The 16,822-nt window shown below is 40.5% G+C and carries 13 protein-coding genes; 11 read left to right on the top strand and 2 right to left on the bottom strand.

Annotated elements, in window-relative coordinates; genetic code table 11:
- Positions 1-261 precede the first annotated feature (261 nt).
- The 5 genes from PAARA_RS05695 to PAARA_RS05675 all read left to right on the top strand — a co-directional run bounded on the left by PAARA_RS05695 (position 262) and on the right by PAARA_RS05675 (position 7,490).
- The gene (locus tag PAARA_RS05695) at positions 262-2,451 is read left to right on the top strand and encodes a M4 family metallopeptidase (RefSeq protein ID WP_062568086.1); all 2,190 of its coding nucleotides are present in this window, start codon (positions 262-264) and stop codon (positions 2,449-2,451) included.
- Between the two features lie 61 nt (positions 2,452-2,512).
- Positions 2,513-4,375, top strand: coding sequence for a M20/M25/M40 family metallo-hydrolase (locus PAARA_RS05690; RefSeq protein ID WP_062568085.1), 1,863 nt, complete (start codon positions 2,513-2,515; stop codon positions 4,373-4,375).
- Between the two features lie 95 nt (positions 4,376-4,470).
- Positions 4,471-6,387, top strand: a complete 1,917-nt coding sequence (locus tag PAARA_RS05685) for a DNA repair helicase YoaA (protein ID WP_062568084.1) — start codon at positions 4,471-4,473, stop codon at positions 6,385-6,387.
- Between the two features lie 10 nt (positions 6,388-6,397).
- Complete coding sequence (gene tsaB / locus PAARA_RS05680; RefSeq protein ID WP_062568083.1) at positions 6,398-7,090, top strand: tRNA (adenosine(37)-N6)-threonylcarbamoyltransferase complex dimerization subunit type 1 TsaB; 693 nt, start codon at positions 6,398-6,400, stop codon at positions 7,088-7,090.
- 76 nt (positions 7,091-7,166) lie between these two features.
- Positions 7,167-7,490 carry a hypothetical protein gene (locus PAARA_RS05675; protein WP_062568082.1) on the top strand — a complete coding sequence of 108 codons (324 nt, stop codon included), beginning with the start codon at positions 7,167-7,169 and terminating at the stop codon, positions 7,488-7,490.
- Between the two features lie 68 nt (positions 7,491-7,558).
- On the opposite strand, the gene PAARA_RS05670 is transcribed toward PAARA_RS05675, so the two are convergent.
- A complete protein-coding gene (locus PAARA_RS05670) occupies positions 7,559-8,848 on the bottom strand; it encodes an alkaline phosphatase (RefSeq protein WP_062568081.1) in 1,290 nt (429 codons plus the stop codon).
- Positions 8,849-8,958: 110 nt separating this feature from the next.
- Here PAARA_RS05670 and PAARA_RS05665 point away from each other — a divergent pair, with 110 nt between their 5' ends.
- The 3 genes from PAARA_RS05665 to rnd all read left to right on the top strand — a co-directional run bounded on the left by PAARA_RS05665 (position 8,959) and on the right by rnd (position 12,768).
- Entirely contained in the window at positions 8,959-9,810 is an 852-nt protein-coding gene (locus PAARA_RS05665; protein WP_062568080.1) for an alpha/beta fold hydrolase, read from the top strand.
- A 117-nt stretch (positions 9,811-9,927) separates the two neighbouring features.
- Complete coding sequence (gene fadD, locus PAARA_RS05660) at positions 9,928-11,589, top strand: long-chain-fatty-acid--CoA ligase FadD (protein WP_062568079.1); 1,662 nt, start codon at positions 9,928-9,930, stop codon at positions 11,587-11,589.
- A gap of 48 nt (positions 11,590-11,637) precedes the next feature.
- A complete protein-coding gene (gene rnd / locus PAARA_RS05655; RefSeq protein WP_062568078.1) occupies positions 11,638-12,768 on the top strand; it encodes a ribonuclease D in 1,131 nt (376 codons plus the stop codon).
- A 133-nt stretch (positions 12,769-12,901) separates the two neighbouring features.
- Here rnd and PAARA_RS05650 read toward each other — a convergent pair whose 3' ends face one another.
- Positions 12,902-13,417 carry a hypothetical protein gene (locus tag PAARA_RS05650; protein WP_062568077.1) on the bottom strand — a complete coding sequence of 172 codons (516 nt, stop codon included), beginning with the start codon at positions 13,415-13,417 and terminating at the stop codon, positions 12,902-12,904.
- A 483-nt stretch (positions 13,418-13,900) separates the two neighbouring features.
- On the opposite strand from PAARA_RS05650, the gene PAARA_RS05645 reads away from it, so the two are divergent.
- The 3 genes from PAARA_RS05645 (at position 13,901) to PAARA_RS05635 (ending at position 16,731) form a co-directional block, all read left to right on the top strand.
- A complete protein-coding gene (locus tag PAARA_RS05645) occupies positions 13,901-15,142 on the top strand; it encodes an SAM-dependent methyltransferase (protein WP_062568076.1) in 1,242 nt (413 codons plus the stop codon).
- Positions 15,143-15,152: 10 nt separating this feature from the next.
- A complete protein-coding gene (locus tag PAARA_RS05640) occupies positions 15,153-16,109 on the top strand; it encodes a formyltransferase family protein (protein ID WP_062568075.1) in 957 nt (318 codons plus the stop codon).
- A gap of 136 nt (positions 16,110-16,245) precedes the next feature.
- On the top strand, positions 16,246-16,731 hold the full coding sequence (locus tag PAARA_RS05635; RefSeq protein ID WP_062568074.1) for a hypothetical protein: 486 nt from the start codon (positions 16,246-16,248) through the stop codon (positions 16,729-16,731).
- Positions 16,732-16,822 lie beyond the last annotated feature (91 nt).

The following is a 16,822-nucleotide window of genomic DNA, read 5'->3' as shown; positions in this document are numbered from 1 at the left end:
AAAAGGGACTAATGTAGTAAATTTGTTAATGATCTGTAATTAATTTTTTACAATTTCACGCCATCTTTAAGCTTTATCTATCATACTATTTTCTTAACCTACTAAAAAATAAGCATTTTAGGAAAATCCCGCCATTCTAAATGTTAATTTATTGTTTAATTTTTGTTTTCTTTTTGATCGCGCTAGGCTGATTAGCAATCGGGAAGGTGTGTAACCCGATTATTAGGAAAATATTAAATAACAATCTAACGGAGCGTAAACGTGAATTTATCAAAACTCACAATAGCTACTCTTGCTGCTTTGGCATTAGCTCAAGCAACAAATGCAGAAGCTGCAAATAAAAAATACCTAAACAAGCAAACAGGTATTAATAAGGCATTACAGACTAATGCTGCATCAGTATTAATGTCTAATCCGAAACATTTAATTGGTTTGGAAGCTGGAAATGAACTAACTGTTTTAAAAGAAATAAAAAGCAATAACGGTACGACAACCCGCCGTTACCAGCAAATGTATAAGAATATTCCAGTTATTGGCGATACGGTTATTCTTACCTTTGATGATGCGGGACAGTTAAAAACAGCACACGGTGCCGCGGTCTATGACATTGCATCAGATATTGGTTCTGTTTCACCTGCTTTACCAAAGCAAAAAGCGTTAGCGCATGGCCTTGCTAATTCAGCCGCTGCAAAAAAATCGTCAGGCCTAGAGAGACATAATGAGCAGTCTCGTTTAGCTATTTGGCTTGATGAGAATAGCGTTGCGCATTTGGTTTATGAAGTGTCATACGTTACTTATGGTGAAAACCCGTCTCGCCCTTATCAAATTATTGATGCCAATTCTGGTGAAGTACTTTTTAGTATGGATAACCTCCAGCATGCAAGTGCAACAGGCCCTGGCGGCAATTTAAAAACGGGTAAGTACCTCTATGGCAGTGACTTCAGTAGTCTTGATGTTTCTCAGTCGGGCAACACATGTACGATGAATAACGCCAACGTAAGAACGATTAACCTCAATGGCGGTACGAGTGGTTCTACGGCTTATTCGTTTACTTGCCCTGAAAATACCTTTAAAGAAATTAATGGTGCATATTCGCCACTCAATGATGCACATTATTTTGGTAACGTTATCTTTAATATGTATAACGATTGGTTAGGTACTGCACCTTTAACTTTCCAATTAAAAATGCGTGTTCACTATGGTAACAATTACGAAAATGCATTTTGGGATGGCAGTGCTATGACCTTTGGTGATGGCCAAAATACGTTTTACCCTCTAGTAAGTCTAGACGTATCAGCTCATGAGGTGAGCCACGGCTTTACAGAGCAAAACTCAGGACTTGTTTATTCTGGTAAATCGGGTGGTTTAAACGAAGCTTTCTCTGATATGGCTGGTGAAGCCGCTGAGTTTTACATGAAAGGCTCAAACGACTGGTTAGTTGGTCAGGAGATCTTCAAAGGTAATGGTGCACTTCGCTACATGAATAATCCAACCCAAGATGGTAGCTCAATTGATCATCAAAATGACTACTACTCTGGTATGGATGTTCACTACAGCTCAGGCGTATTCAATAAAGCATTTTATAATCTTGCAACCACATCGGGTTGGGATACGCAAAAGGCATTTGTGGTTATGGCACGCGCTAACCAACTTTATTGGACAGCAAGCACTAACTGGGACCTTGCAGGTAATGGCGTGATGGATGCGGCATGTGACTTAAACTACGATCCTGCCGATGTTCAAGCAGCGCTTGCTGCGGTAGGTGTTAGTTCAAACTTAAGCGCAGGTAGTAGCTGTGGCGGTACAACTGAGCCACCGACTGACGAAGCGTTAACAAATGGTGTTGCGCGCACAGGGATTAGTGGCGCAGCCAAAGAACAGCTGTTCTTCACTTTAGATGTTCCGAGTGGTGCTACAAACCTGCAATTCAATACCACAGGTGGAAGTGGCGATGCCGATCTGTATGTAATGTATGGCTCTAGACCAACACTTAACAACTTTGATTGTAAAAGTACGTCATCTACTAGCACTGAAAGCTGTGCAATCAGTAATGTACAAGCAGGCACATACTATGTGATGGTAGAAGCATGGAACCAAATCTCAGGTGTGTCTTTAACAGGTAGTTTTGATAATGGTTCAGGTGGAGTGACACCCATCAATCGTACAGAATCAAATGTAAGTGTTGCATCAGGTAGCTGGACACGCTTCACACAAGATTTAACGGCGGGTTATTCATCACTGGATGTCACTATTTCAGGTGGCACTGGCGATGCAGATCTTTACGTTAAGTTTGGTTCGCAATCAACAACTTCTAGCTATGATTGCCGTCCGTATAAAAATGGTAACAGCGAAACGTGTACCTTTACCAACCCTCAAGCAGGCACTTGGTATATTGACTTACGTGGTTACAACGCAGCGAGTGGCGTAACACTCTCCATCTCGGCTAATTAGCCAATCATAAAAAGGGAGCATTTGCTCCCTTTACTTTCCCTTACAAAGAAAAGGACCCATTATGACAACCCTTCTTAAGCAGTGCTTAGTCGGTGTAGCCTCACTGTCGTTAAGCCAAATGTGTTTCGCTCAAGATGATGAAACAGTCTGGGTGACAATTGATGCTCTAGCCGCAAAACATTTTCAACAAGATGCGCTAAGTAAACAAAAACAAACACGTAACCTCGCTTTGCAATCGTCAGTTATAAATGATGTAAACTTTATGCGTGTCAATAAACAAGATATAGCAGGGTTAAGCGAATTTATGCACGATAATTACCATCGCTGTGGTGGTTTTGTGGCTCATGAATCTCTAGCCGATGCCGAACTGTATACTCAAAAGCTAAATAGTGTTTCACACCTTGCTTCGACGAGCAGCTTTGCAAGCTACACTATTGATAACGCTACGACAGTCAATGCGTTGCTTTCATCAATTAATGCAAGTGAGCTTACTGATACAGTGAATAGTATGATGAATTTCCATAATCGATACTATTCAGTGCAAAGCGGTGTAGATGCAGCTCAGTGGTTAAAAAATCACTGGCAACAAATAGCAAGTAGCCGTAGCGATATTAGCGTCGAATACTTCAATCATAGTTTTTCACAGTCGTCGGTTGTTGTGACTATTCCAGGTGCCGAAAAAGCCGATGAAATTGTCGTGATTGGGGGTCACCTAGATTCAATAAATCAATCAAATCCAAGTAATGGGCGTGCGCCTGGTGCAGACGATAATGCATCAGGCATTGCTGTGCTTACCCAAGCCCTAAAAGCAATTGTTGATAATAACTATCAACCTCAACGGAGTATCCAAATTATGGGCTTTGCTGCAGAAGAAGTCGGCCTTCGGGGCTCTAAAGATATTGCCCAGAGTTATAAATCACAGGCTAAAAATGTGGTTGGTATGGTGCAATTTGATATGACAGGTAATAACGGCAGTAGCACAGACATTGTGATGATGACAGATTACACTAATTCACCACAAAACCAGTATTTATCGCAATTACTTGATGCTTATCAACCAAGTGTTAGCTACGGGTTTGACCAATGTGGTTATGGCTGTTCAGATCATGCATCTTGGTATCAGCAAGGTTTTGCTGCATCAATGCCATTTGAATCAAGAATGAGCGATATTAACCCTCTCATCCATACTTCAAACGATTCACAGTTCGACGCGCAACATGCCAGCAAATTCGCCAAACTGGCTGTGAGCTACCTTGCTGAAATGGCAAAAAATGCCGGTGATGTTGTGAGCGAACCAAGTAATGAACTTGAAAATGGTGTAGCAAAAACCGGTTTATCTGCGACTGCAAAACAGCAACTATTTTTTACCCTTGAAGTGCCAGCAATGAGCAGCAACCTTGAGTTTACGACACAGGGCGGTACAGGTGATGCCGATTTATATGTCAAATTTGCCAGCAAGCCGACTTTACAAGATTTTGATTGTAAAAGTACAACATCTTCAAGTAACGAAAGCTGTGCGATTTCATCAATACAAGCGGGGACTTATCACGTTATGGTTGAAGCATGGAATGAAATTGCCGGTGTTGCATTAACGGGAAGTTATAGCCAAGGCTCTGGCAGTACACCTATAGACCGCACAGAAACGAATGTTAATGTACCCAGTGGTACTTGGCAGAGGTTTACTCAAGCGATCCCAAGCGGTATGAGTAATCTAACAGTGACTATGTCAGGGGGCAGTGGTGATGCTGATTTATATGTTAATTACGGCTCACCTTCGACGAGTTCAAATTATCAATGTCGACCTTATAAGAATGGCAACGAAGAGACATGTCAGATTAGTAATCCACAAGCGGGTACTTGGTATATAGACTTGCAAGGTTATAGTTCTGCATTGGGTGTGACACTCACTATAGAAGCACAATAAGCCATGTTTTTAATAATGAGGAAGCCTTGCTTCCTCATTTAGTCTTGCCCTAGGTTAACCAGTTACGTAAAATCTGCCCATCACTTTTAATCTTATTGGCGAAGTTTATCAAACAACTTTTCAGTGCCACGGGTCCGCTTGCACTTTCTCTTGATGGATACACCCCAAGACAGCCACAAATTGACATGGCTGTTGCGGTTGATGATGCCTTGAAAAAACGTCACCAATTAGTGGTTGAGGCGGGAACAGGTACAGGTAAAACTTATGCTTACTTAGCGCCTGCGTTAAAATCAAAAGGCAAAACTATCATCTCAACGGGTTCAAAAGCGCTGCAAGAACAGTTGTTTCATCGTGATTTACCCAACTTAGTAAAAGCACTCAGTGCCACGAAAAAAGTAGCCCTATTAAAAGGCCGTGCAAATTATTTATGTACCTATCGCTTAAGTCAGCACGTTGCGCATGTACCAACAGATGATCCAGATGTCATGCATCAACTGGCGATGGTGGCAAAGTTTGCCAGTGAAACGCGTTCTGGCGATTTAGCAGATTGTGTTGGTATTGAAGAAGACGCCAAAGTACTGCCTTATGTTAGCTCAACCGCTGATAACTGTTTAGGTAAAGAGTGCCCCGATTTCCAAGATTGTTATATTCGTAAAGCGCGCTTAAATGCGATGGAAGCCGATGTGGTGGTGATCAACCATCATTTATTCTTTGCTGATATGGCTGTGAAAGACACGGGTTTTGCTGAATTGATGCCAACTGCTGATGCCTACATTTTTGATGAGGCTCATCAGTTAAGTGAAATAGCCAGTGACTATTTTGGTGAAAGTGTTAGTACTAAAAAGCTGATGGATTTAATCAATGACTTACGCGCGATTTACCGTGCAGATATCCCCGATATGCTGCAATTAGGTAAAACCCTCAATAAGTTAGAAACCAGCGTGGCAGATTTACGTTTGCAGTTTGGCTTAGATGGCAGTCGCGGTGACTGGCGTGAAAAGCTAGCCGATAAAGATATCTGTGCAGCCCTGCACCGCGTGATAAGCGACCTCGACTTTTTATATCAAGTGTTGAAATTATGTTTAGACCGTAGCGAAAAAATAGAGCACCCGTTTGAGCGTACACTCGCCTTTAAAGGCCAGTTAGAGCGGGTATTTGATACTGCACAAACGGGCTATAGCTATTGGTATGAAACAACTCGGCGCTATTTAACGGTAAACATTACACCGCTAAATGTATCGGCTAAATTTGCGCAAATGATGAAAGACACAGGGGCTGGCTTTGTCTTTACTTCGGCCACTCTATCGGTTGATAATGAATTAGCGCATTTTAATGCCAGTCTTGGACTAAAACCCGCGCAAAGCATGATTGTTGAAAGTCCGTTTGATTATCAACAACAAGCGCTACTTTGTTTACCGCGCTATTTACCTGAGTCTCATGCGAATAATATGCCCCATGCTATTATCAAGCTGACCCTTGAGTTGATTAAATCAGCAAAAGGTCGCTGTTTTGTGCTGTTTACAAGTTATCGTATGATGCATTTAGTGGCGGAAGGTTTAACCACACAAATGGATTACCCGGTTTATATGCAAGGGCAAATGTCAAAGCGTATTATCCTTGAAAAGTTTACCCGTCACGGTAATGCCGTTTTACTCGGTACCGCCTCATTTTGGGAAGGCGTGGATGTTAGAGGCAGCACATTAAGTTGTGTTATCATTGACAAATTGCCGTTTGCCGCGCCGGATGACCCATTGTTGCAAGCAAAAATGCAAGATTGTCAGTTGCAAGGTAAAGACCCATTTGCACATATTCAATTACCCCAAGCGGTGATTGCATTAAAGCAAGGGGTAGGGCGACTGATTCGCGATAGTAAAGATAAAGGTGTGCTGGTTATTTGCGATAATCGCTTAGTAACGCGCCATTATGGCCAAGTATTTTTAAAAAGTTTGCCACCCATGCGCCGCACGCGTGATTTAGCAATGGCAAACGCGTTTTTAGAACAGATCAATTAGAGTAACTTAGATGATTAAACACAATATTCTTGCCTTAGATGCATCAACTGAAGCTTTATCGCTGGTGCTACATTATCAAGGGCAAACATTTCATCATTTTGAAGAGTGCCCACAGCAGCACAGCCAAAAGATCTTGCCTTTAATTGATGAGTTACTCGCAAAGGCACAATGTAAATTAACCGACTTAGATGTGATTGGGTTTGGTCAAGGGCCAGGAAGCTTCACGGGCGTGCGTATTAGTGTTGCGATTGCACAAGGTTTAGCTTATGCCGCACGCTTGCCTTTGGTTGGCGTATCAACATTACAAATGATGGCGCAACAGGCGTTTGAGCAACACCAATTAAGTGATGTGTTTTCTGCGATTGATGCGCGTATGGGTGAAATTTATTACGCTCACTATAAAGCAAATGAACATGGCTTAATGCTACTTGTTGATGAAGAGCAAGTCATTAAACCTGAGTTGTTAACATTACCTGACACAACTGCAACCGCGGTGGGCACTGGTTGGAAAACCTATCCTGAGCTTGTTACAGACCTTGCAAATGTAAGCTTACATGAAAACATCTTATTGCCTGATGCGAAATACATGCTGGCATCTGTTGCCACAGCTTTCGCTAACAGTGAAACGGTGACAGCTGCGAATGCACAGCCTAAATATGTCCGTGATACAGTGACTTGGAAAAAGCTACCAGGCCGAGAGTAACTGAAAGAGCGACGGGACTTGCGTGCCCGTCAGTTATGGCACATAATTTAGTCATGTTTGATGTAGGAATACTCGTTTGACTTTACCTATTGGCTCAGGCTTTTATACCGGTGACATCCCTGGTCAATATAGCCGTAAAAATACCGTTACTGATACGCCCAAGGCGATATCAGATCGAACGGCTGAGCAAAAATCGTCAACAGAGTATGTTAAATCGAGCCCTCAAGCTGTTGTTATTGCCGATAAGTTTAAAGCTGAGTCGCAAAGCTATCAGCAAACAATTTATGATAAACCTAGCAGTGTGAAAGTTAGCCGTGCTATTTCCACCTACACTGAGTTTGCTAATTTGGATCGCCGTGCCGAAGTGCAAAGTTTAATTGGCGTAGATGTGTACGCATAATTAATAAAATAAATGAATTAAATGAAGAGAGCCTAAACAGTGTTTAGGCTTTTTTATGATCAGAAGATTTACTCTTTAATAAAATCAATCAACTTATTGGCAATCGCAGTATTGTTTTGCGAGCCGTAGAAATCTTCAGCACGTTTACCATAGGCAAAAACTTGCACATCAATAGCGGTGTGGCCACCGGTTGTCCAACCAGTAAAACTTGCATGATTAATGATATCTTTAACGGCGAGTACTAAAGTTTTATCGCCCATTTTCTTCGCTTCGCTGAGCTTAATCGCATTTGCTTCAGTAAACTCGATATCAGAATACTTTTGCCATACCGATTTTAAATCTTCGCTTTCAAGCAAGGCTTTTGTGATGGTACCCGCCGTTGCTTTGACACCCTTAACAACGTCAGTTTCCCACTTATATTGACCATGAGCACCCAGTGTTAAACCGCCTGTTGAGTGATCGGCTGTGATAACAAGGAGAGTATCAGGGTTTTTATCTACATAGGCTTTTGCTTGTTCAATCGATTTAGCAAAGTCATCCATTTCACCCATCGCACACGCGATGTCGTTGGCATGACCACACCAGTCAATTTGGCTACCTTCGATCATCACAAAGAAGCCTTTGTCGTTCTGACCATCAAGTAAATCAAGTGCTTTAGTTGTCATTTGCGTAAGACGAGTCGGATTTTCGTCAAGTGCAAAAGGCAAGCCCACTTCAGCGAATAAACCAAGTGCTGGAACTTGTTTTAAGTCACTCATTGCTGCGAAGTCATCGCTGTACTGATAACCCGCTGCTTTGAATTCTTCAACTAGGTTACGGTCTTCACGAACATAATATTTAGTGCCGCCACCTAACATTAAATCAACCGGTAACTTACCCGCGATTTTGTTATCGATATAGTCGTTAGCGATCTCGTCGTAGTTACGGCGTGATTCATTGTGTGAAGCAAAGCTTGCTGGTGTTGCGTGGTTGATTTGTGAAGTAGCTACTAATGCTGTTGTCATACCGCGCTCTTTAGCAACTTCAAGCATGGTTTTTACTGGTTTTTTATCAGTATCAACAGCAATTGCGCCATTATAACTTTTATGACCACTGCTCAGTGCTGTTGCACCCGCTGCGCTGTCAGTTACATAAGTATGATCATCAGGGTAAGTATGTGCCATACCACGTAAAATGGTATCGAATACAGTTGGGTCAACGACTTTAGTATTTGGATCATCTTTAAAGTAACGATATGCAGTTGTATATGCTGGGCCCATACCATCACCAATCATGTAAATAATGTTTTTTGGTGCTGATTCAGCCATTACTGAGCCTGCTGAGCATAATAATGCTAAAAGACTTAATTTTAATTTCATTGATGTAACCTTATTATTGTGCCCTTATTTATACTGCGAGGATTATTGTATACTAGCTAGACGATAAATAAACGCCTTTAAGTTGAAACGCTTAATAAATAGGAGTAATTGTGCAACCTTTTTCTTTTCAAACTGGTACTCAGACATTACGTGGCCTAACCTTTGGCCATGGTGAAGAGGCTGTTGTTGCCTTACATGGCTGGCTTGATAATGCACATAGTTACATTCCTATGTTAGAGAATGCCAAGCTCGATAATACTTGGTACTGTATAGACTTCCCAGGCCATGGTTTATCTGATTGGCGAAGTAGCGATGCTCATTATTACTTTATTGACTACATTGATGACGTATATAAGTTTATTGAGTCACTTGAAGTGAATAAAGTGCATTTAGTGGGTCATTCAATGGGCGCTATGGTTGCAGGTGTTTTTGCCAGCAGCTTCCCTGAAAAAGTGGCATCGGTGAATTTTATTGAGGGAATAGGGGGCGTCACAACAAACAGTAATGATGTGAGCAGTCAGCTTCGCAAAGCAATTTTAAATAGAGCAAGAGTCAGTACTAAAGGGCTCAGAGCATTTGAGTCTAAAGCGCACATTATTAGTGCAAGACTTGCCAGTGGTGACCTTGAATACCCACAAGCAGAGTTACTGATGGACAGAAATAGCTACCACAAAGCAGGTAAGTGGTATTTAACAACGGACCCTAAGCTTAAAAATCACTCAGGTTTTCGTTTTGATGAAGCACAATGTATTGCAACCATCAAACAAATTCAGGCACCATGCCAGCTAATCCTTGGCGAGCAAGGGTTCCCGTTCGTTAAGCAAAACTTAGAAGCATATGGCAAATATTACAAGGAGTTAAAAATTCATCAGATACCTGGCGGTCACCATTGCCATATGCAAAATCCTGCATTAACCTTAGAGCACATTCATGCATTTATTAAGCACTATAAAGCAAGTTAATTGTATAATTGCACCAAATGTGGGATTATCTGCACCATTAGAGTATTTACTCCATTGTGAAACAGCCTTAGTTAGATTAAGGTTATTAAAAAATATAATTATAAACAGGAGCTAAGAGTGGAAAAAATCTGGCTTAAGCGCTACCCAGAAGGTATGCCTGAAACAATCGACCCTGAGCATTATCACTCGTTACTCGACTTGTTTGAAAAAAGTTTTGCTGACTATAGTGACCTTCCAGCCTTTACCAACATGGGTAAAGAGTTGACCTACAGTGAGCTAGACAGTGCGACAAAACGTGTGGCATCGTATATTCAAAACGACCTAGGTCTAAAAAAAGGCGATAAAGTTGCGGTGATGATGCCGAACTTGCTTCAAACACCTGTAACAATTTTAGGTATTCTTCGTGCTGGCTGTGTGGTGGTTAACGTAAATCCACTTTATACCGTACGTGAATTAGAGCATCAATTAAATGACTCAGAGTCAGCTGCAATTTTCATTCTTGCTAATTTTGCCGATACGCTAGAAAAAGCCCTTCCAAAAACCAATGTTAAACACATTGTTGTTACCCAAGTGGGTGATATGGTAGGTGGTCTTAAAAAGCACATTGTTAATTTTGTTGTTAAACACATCAAAAAAATGGTGCCAAGTTACTCACTACCAGATGTAATCAAGTTTTCAGATGCATTGGCAGGTGATGAAGCAAACTATAAAAAGCCTGATATTGATTTAAACGATTTAGCGTTTTTACAATACACAGGTGGAACAACAGGCGTATCAAAAGGTGCAATGCTGTCGCATGGCAACATGGTTGGTAACCTTGAACAAGTATCAGGCTGCTTAGATAAAGTGCTAGAGCAGGGTAAAGAAGTCGTTATTACGGCATTACCGCTTTATCACATATTTGCACTGACAGCGAACTGTCTAACCTTTATGAAATATGGCGGTTTGAACGTGCTTATTACTAACCCTCGCGATATGCCTGGTTTTGTAAAAGAGTTAGCACAACACAAATTTACTGCGGTGACGGGGGTAAATACCTTATTTAACGGTTTACTAAATACCCCTAGCTTTGCTGAGCTAGACTTCTCAAGCTTAAAAATGTCACTTGGCGGTGGTATGGCTGTACAGCGTCCCGTTGCTGAAAAATGGCAAGCTGTAACGAAAACCAAATTAATGGAAGGTTATGGTTTAACTGAGTGTGCACCACTTGTAACACTGAGCCCATACGACCTTGAGGGTTATAACGGTTCCATTGGTTTACCTGCACCAAGCACTGATATTAAGCTAATGCTTGAAAATGGTGAAGAAGCAGCGAAAGGTGAGCCTGGTGAGCTTTGGGTTAAAGGCCCACAAGTTATGCAAGGTTACTATAACCGCCCTGATGCAACAGCCGAATGCTTAAAAGATGGTTGGTTTGCAACAGGTGATATTGCAACTTACGATGATGAAGGTTTCTTCTACATTGTTGATCGTAAGAAAGACATGATTATCGTATCTGGCTTTAATGTTTTCCCAAATGAGATTGAAGAAGTTGTTGCAATGCACGATGGCGTGCTTGAAGTGGCAGCGATTGGTGTTCCTCATGAGGTAAGTGGTGAACAAGTTAAAGTTTTTGTTGTGAAAAAAGATCAATCTTTAACTGAAAAAGATATAATAAAGCACTGTCGTGATAATTTAACGAACTATAAGGTACCTAAACTCGTTGAGTTTAGAGATGAATTACCAAAAACAAACGTTGGTAAGATTCTAAGAAGAGCCTTAAAGGACGAAAAGAAATAATTAAAGCCGGCATCAGCCGGCTTTTTTATGTTTCCTATAGGAGTGTAAGTGCAATATCAACTGATCGAAACACAAAACCAATTAAATGATTTTGTAGAAAAAATTACAGGTAAATCGGTACTGGCAATTGATACCGAGTTTATGCGTCGTCGCACACTGTATCCTGAAGTTGCACTTATTCAAGTATATGATGGTGAGCATTTAGCATTAATTGACCCACTGGCTGAGTTGTCGCTTTTTGATTTTTGGCAAGTACTTAAAAACCCAGAAGTGTTAAAAGTACTGCATTCACCATCAGAAGATATTGAAGTGTTTCAAAAGTATGCTGGCTTTGTACCAACACCGCTGTTTGATACCCAATTTGCACTGCAAATTTTAGGTCATGGTAACTGCATGGGCTTTGCGCACATGGTGAGAGAGTTGCTTGATATCGAAATTGATAAAAGCGAATCACGCACTAACTGGTTACAGCGTCCGCTAACTGAAAAACAGTTAGATTACGCCGCTGCCGATACTTTTCATTTACTGCCTTGTTTTGAAATCATTAAAAAACAAATTGATGAAGCCGGCTTTTTTGACATAGTGATCAGCGAAAGCGAGTTAGTTGCGCAAAAACGTGCCTATCAAACCCCTGCCGATCAGCTTTACAAAGACATTAAAAATGCATGGCAATTACGACCGCATGATTTAGCTGTATTACGCGAACTTGCAGCATGGCGCCGTGAAAAAGCAGAGCGCAAAAACCTTGCTCTTAACTTTGTGGTAAAAGAGCATAACATGGTCGAAATTGCCAAACGTAAGCCAACAAGCTTGAATGCACTTCGCCGTGTCCCAGGTGTTGAGTCGATGGAAGTTAACCGCTCAGGCGTCGAAATTTTAAAATGTATTGAACGTGGTAAAGCTGTCCCTGTAAGCGAGCAACCAGCACAATTAAAACGTTTAATTGATTTTCCGGCTTATAAAAAAGCCGCTAAAGACATTAAACAAAAAATTACCAAGGCTGCAAAAGAGCAGGGGATTCCTGAAGATGTATTGGCCTCTAAAAAACAGATTAATCAACTGATCAGCTGGAATTGGAAGCTCGATGATGAAGAACGTAAAGCGGCATCAAGACCAGACCTTTTTAACTCATGGCGCTATGAGTTGGTGAAAGATGTACTCTCTGCTTGGGAAAAATAAGGCTCGTTTAGTTTAAAAGAGCTTTGTTGTGGCTTTGTCTTATATGCGACAGAGCCTGCTCAAGCACTATAAGTCCATTATTATAAAGTGTTTTTGTTAGAAGCTAGCTCTTTACTAAGCGCTTAGTCGCTCATTAAGAAAGCGAATTAACCCATCTTGTTTTTCTTATCCATGCTCGCATAATGGGAAAGCCAGAGTTTGGGCAAGTCATGTCCCACGCTTGCAATAACGGTTGACCAAATAACCCACCATTTTCAAATAAATCGAAAAGGTTTTGTGCAGATCCTTTATAGGATTTATCATGGAAAATGAGCTCCATAGGTAAGCCTAAATGTTTTACAGCAGCAACTGACCAAGCTGTAGCGGCGATTTCTTCACCATGCATCGCTTGAGGCTCTCTCTTAATCGATAGACCGTGTTTGTAAACATCACCCGTTAGCTGATTTCGAAAAATAGGTTCACACACTGCGATATGGCCGGCTTCGTGTAAAATATCTCCTGGATACTTAAGCTTATTTATATCTATTTGAAGAATTCCATTTTGAATAAATAACCCAGGCAAAAGGGTTTTATTTTTAAGATCAGTCATTTCATAAGCTATTTTTATTTCGGTTAAAAAATTTAAAATAGTCTCAATATAATTTTTCATATTAGAGATCCTCTCTAAAAAATGAGGGATGAACACTGAAAACTTTTTGGAATGCTATAAACGTGGATCTCGAAAGTTTATTTTCGAGGATGAAATAACACGCTCTTTTCCATCTGGAAATATATTTTTCAAATTTTTTTTGGCAAGCTTTTCTGTGATTTTTTTCTTTAAATATTGGTCGAACCCTAGGCAAATAAATACGGGTAATAATATTTACCACACCTCGATAGTATTTTCATTTTATCAATTTATTTTATGCCATTTTTTCAAAGTAGCACTAGGTAATTGGTAATGCAATGAGCTGTAATAAAGTGTAATAAATAATTTGTTGTTTTAAGTGTACCCTTAAATTGTAAATAACAGTATTAAAACTATACTGATGTAATTCGCTTTGATCTAAAACAGCGTGACATTGTTTAGTTAAAGATAAAATTATCTATAACTATAGGTATTAGCAATTTAACAAATCTGAGTTTTTATTACATGGATAGAATAGACGGTACAAACAGTAAGACTTTATACGATTACGCTAACCCTGAGATAGACGTGTTACTAAAACACTCTGTTAGAACACAGTTGGAATCATTGCTGAAGACTTCTATTAGTGTTGAACAAAGGCTCGTTGTATTGCAACAAAGTTTTGTTGAAGCTATGACGTTGGTACTTTCTGAAATAACTGCCCCTCACACTCAATTAGTGAAAACATTCGAAAATATGTATGACCAAGCAGTGCTGTCTATGGCTGTTGCGGGATTAAGCCAAGAGCAACTTACACATCAGTACATTTCAGCGACGGGTTTGATTATGTCACCCTATAACTGTAAGCATACAATAAAGGATATATACCGAATAAAGGGATATGCACGCGGGCTTGATAAAGCAATTCAAGGTAAGTTAAAAAATAAACCCTCAATTAATGTGTTGTATCCAGCATGCGGCCCTTTCGCCCCTTTATTACTACCTTTACTTAGTTATTACAAAGAGACTCAAACTTATAAGCCGAGTCAAATCCAAGTGACACTTGTGGATATTCAGCCCGGTGCAATATTAACCCTTAAACAGCTCGTGAGTGACTTGCAGCTAGAAGAGTATATATCACTTATTGAAGAGGCCGATGCGAGCATATTTGAGCCAGAAAATGCGATTGATCTTTTAGTGTTAGAAGCGATGCAACATGGTTTTACGAAAGAGGGCCAATTAAGTATTGCTAAACATTTAGTAAAATACTTATCCATAGACGGTTGGATGATCCCGCAAAATGTGTCGGTAAAAGGCATGATGGTTGTTGGGGAAACTGAGTTTAATCAACAATGGAAAACTCAAGAGTTTAGTCATTCAAGTAATGTAGCTAATGAGGCACAACAAGACCGCGTGGAGCTAGGCGAAATCCTTAAGATCAATAAGTCTACTTTGTTAGAAATGCAAGAGCTTGAACTTGAAGGCGGTATAAAAGTGATCCCTGCTAATCAAATTGTACTACCTAAGGGTGTCGAAGATATGAGCAAACGTATTTTTGCGGTCTATGCTCACATAGAAACCTTCGCGCAAGAAGAGGTTGGCCAATATGATTCAGGGATCACACATCCAAGACCAGACAATAGCGTCTACATAGATCTTAAACCTAAAGACATCGAACATACTCACTTTGTTGCTAGTAGCGGGGATACGATTCAGTTTTACTATCAACTGACAGGGTTACCGGGTTTTGTGCCTGTAAAATTATAGGGATATGCTGATGAATAAGTATGCGGTGTTTACGGGGAGTTGTCTTAGCGCTACTGCGATTGAGTATTTAGACCAAGCTGGACTACTGGCATGTGTTGTGTTGCCAGATTCCGATGCAAACCCAGACCTATTACAATTACAACAGTGGTTAGAGCAAAAGCAAATAACCATGCTGAAATATAACAAAAAAGATGACAAGCCTCTCATTATGCAGCTAGATCGCATGGGCGTGGAGTGCGGTGTCATTTATTTGTTTAGACATAAAATTAAGACAACACTCATCCAGTATTTTCAAGAACACTTAGTCAATATTCATCCAAGTCCACTGCCGGATTATAGAGGGCCCCAACCGATATATTGGCAGCTCCGCAATGGAGAAAGTAGTACGAAACTGACTCTTCATAAAGTAAATGAAGAATTAGACTGTGGGGATATTGGTTGCGAAGTCGAAATAGATATTCACCCTTTTGAGACTAATAAGTGTCTTCACCAAAAAATGGCTCAAGCCTTGCCGTACTTAGTTTCTCAGTTTGTCCAAACCGAGCAAAGTGGTGGGGCCGTATGGCGACCACAAGAGCAAGGAGCAAGTCTTAAGGCTGCACCACAAATTATACACTCAGACTTATTGGTAGATTGGCGACAACATAGTGCAAGAGAAATAGCTAATATGGCACGAGCGGGTAATACAGACGTTGCGTGTGCATTGTTCCAATATCGCCAAAGTGTATTTCAGTTACTGCAAGCGACGCCTGTTGAATGTAATTTGGTTGGTGTCAAAGCAGGAACGGTTGTGCAATTAGATAAAAATGCAGGGCTTGTTGTTAAAACCGATGATTGCGCCGTGCGCTTAGACATCATAGGCGCGCAACAAGGTGTATTTGATGGCTATCGTTTCGCATTGTTATTTTCACTTGAACCAGGTATGGAGCTTTGCTGCGGTGCTAATTATGAAAGTAGAGTTATTTAAGATCAAAACGTATTGATAAATATAAGCTAATTTTTAGAGGCTTAGTTAAGATAGAACTGATAGTGGCTTGTCTGGAGTATTTATCAATTCTGCATTCTAACTATGCGCTGACATTAACCTCAGAAGCGAGATAGGTATGAATATAAAGATCAATCTAACTAATCGTTATAATTTTGAGTTGCTCATTTACCCATTTAATGGGGGCAATTATCCACGTGCAAATGATGCACAGAAGGTTGCCCCTAAAGAGGGAAGGGGGGAGATTGTGGTTAAAAGCGGTGAGTGTAGCGTCGTTGATATACCCGGAATGGGTTCACTGCTGGTGCAGTTTTTAGGAGAACAAAGACTGGAAAACATTCACGATCGGTTTTGTGAGGAGCCGAGTAACTTCGACAAGTATGAACAAATGGCTTTGATACGCTACAAAACGACAGAGTTATATTGGCGTTTTCCAAGCAGTGACGACGATGCGCAGTTGCAATTAAGTGTTAATGAACTAGGTACGGTTTGTTTAGATAAAGTACTTTCCGGTGAGGCGCTTAAGGTTTCGTTACCAGAGTTTTTTATTCCTCCAGTATTTAATGCAGGGTTACCAGGTACAACAAACGCCGATCCTGAATAAATTGATTCATATAAAATTTTAAGTAATGAGTAGTAAGCAGTAAAAAAAGAGTAACTAAAAGGCTTGTGTTGCCACTGATTTAGTAACAACA

Source organism: Pseudoalteromonas arabiensis (assembly GCF_001550155.1).
Classification (GTDB): Bacteria; Pseudomonadota; Gammaproteobacteria; order Enterobacterales; family Alteromonadaceae; genus Pseudoalteromonas; species Pseudoalteromonas arabiensis.
Note: the sequence above shows the minus strand (reverse complement) of the source record. Positions and strands in the feature narration are given on the sequence as shown.

Coding starts and splice junctions, on each gene's coding strand:
- PAARA_RS05650 (WP_062568077.1), bottom strand. CDS start 13,417: ATGAAAAATTATATTGAGACTATTTTAAATTTTTTAACCGAAATAAAA.
- PAARA_RS05635 (WP_062568074.1), top strand. CDS start 16,246: ATGAATATAAAGATCAATCTAACTAATCGTTATAATTTTGAGTTGCTC.
- PAARA_RS05645 (WP_062568076.1), top strand. CDS start 13,901: ATGGATAGAATAGACGGTACAAACAGTAAGACTTTATACGATTACGCT.
- PAARA_RS05670 (WP_062568081.1), bottom strand. CDS start 8,848: ATGAAATTAAAATTAAGTCTTTTAGCATTATTATGCTCAGCAGGCTCA.
- tsaB (WP_062568083.1), top strand. CDS start 6,398: ATGATTAAACACAATATTCTTGCCTTAGATGCATCAACTGAAGCTTTA.
- PAARA_RS05690 (WP_062568085.1), top strand. CDS start 2,513: ATGACAACCCTTCTTAAGCAGTGCTTAGTCGGTGTAGCCTCACTGTCG.
- PAARA_RS05640 (WP_062568075.1), top strand. CDS start 15,153: ATGAATAAGTATGCGGTGTTTACGGGGAGTTGTCTTAGCGCTACTGCG.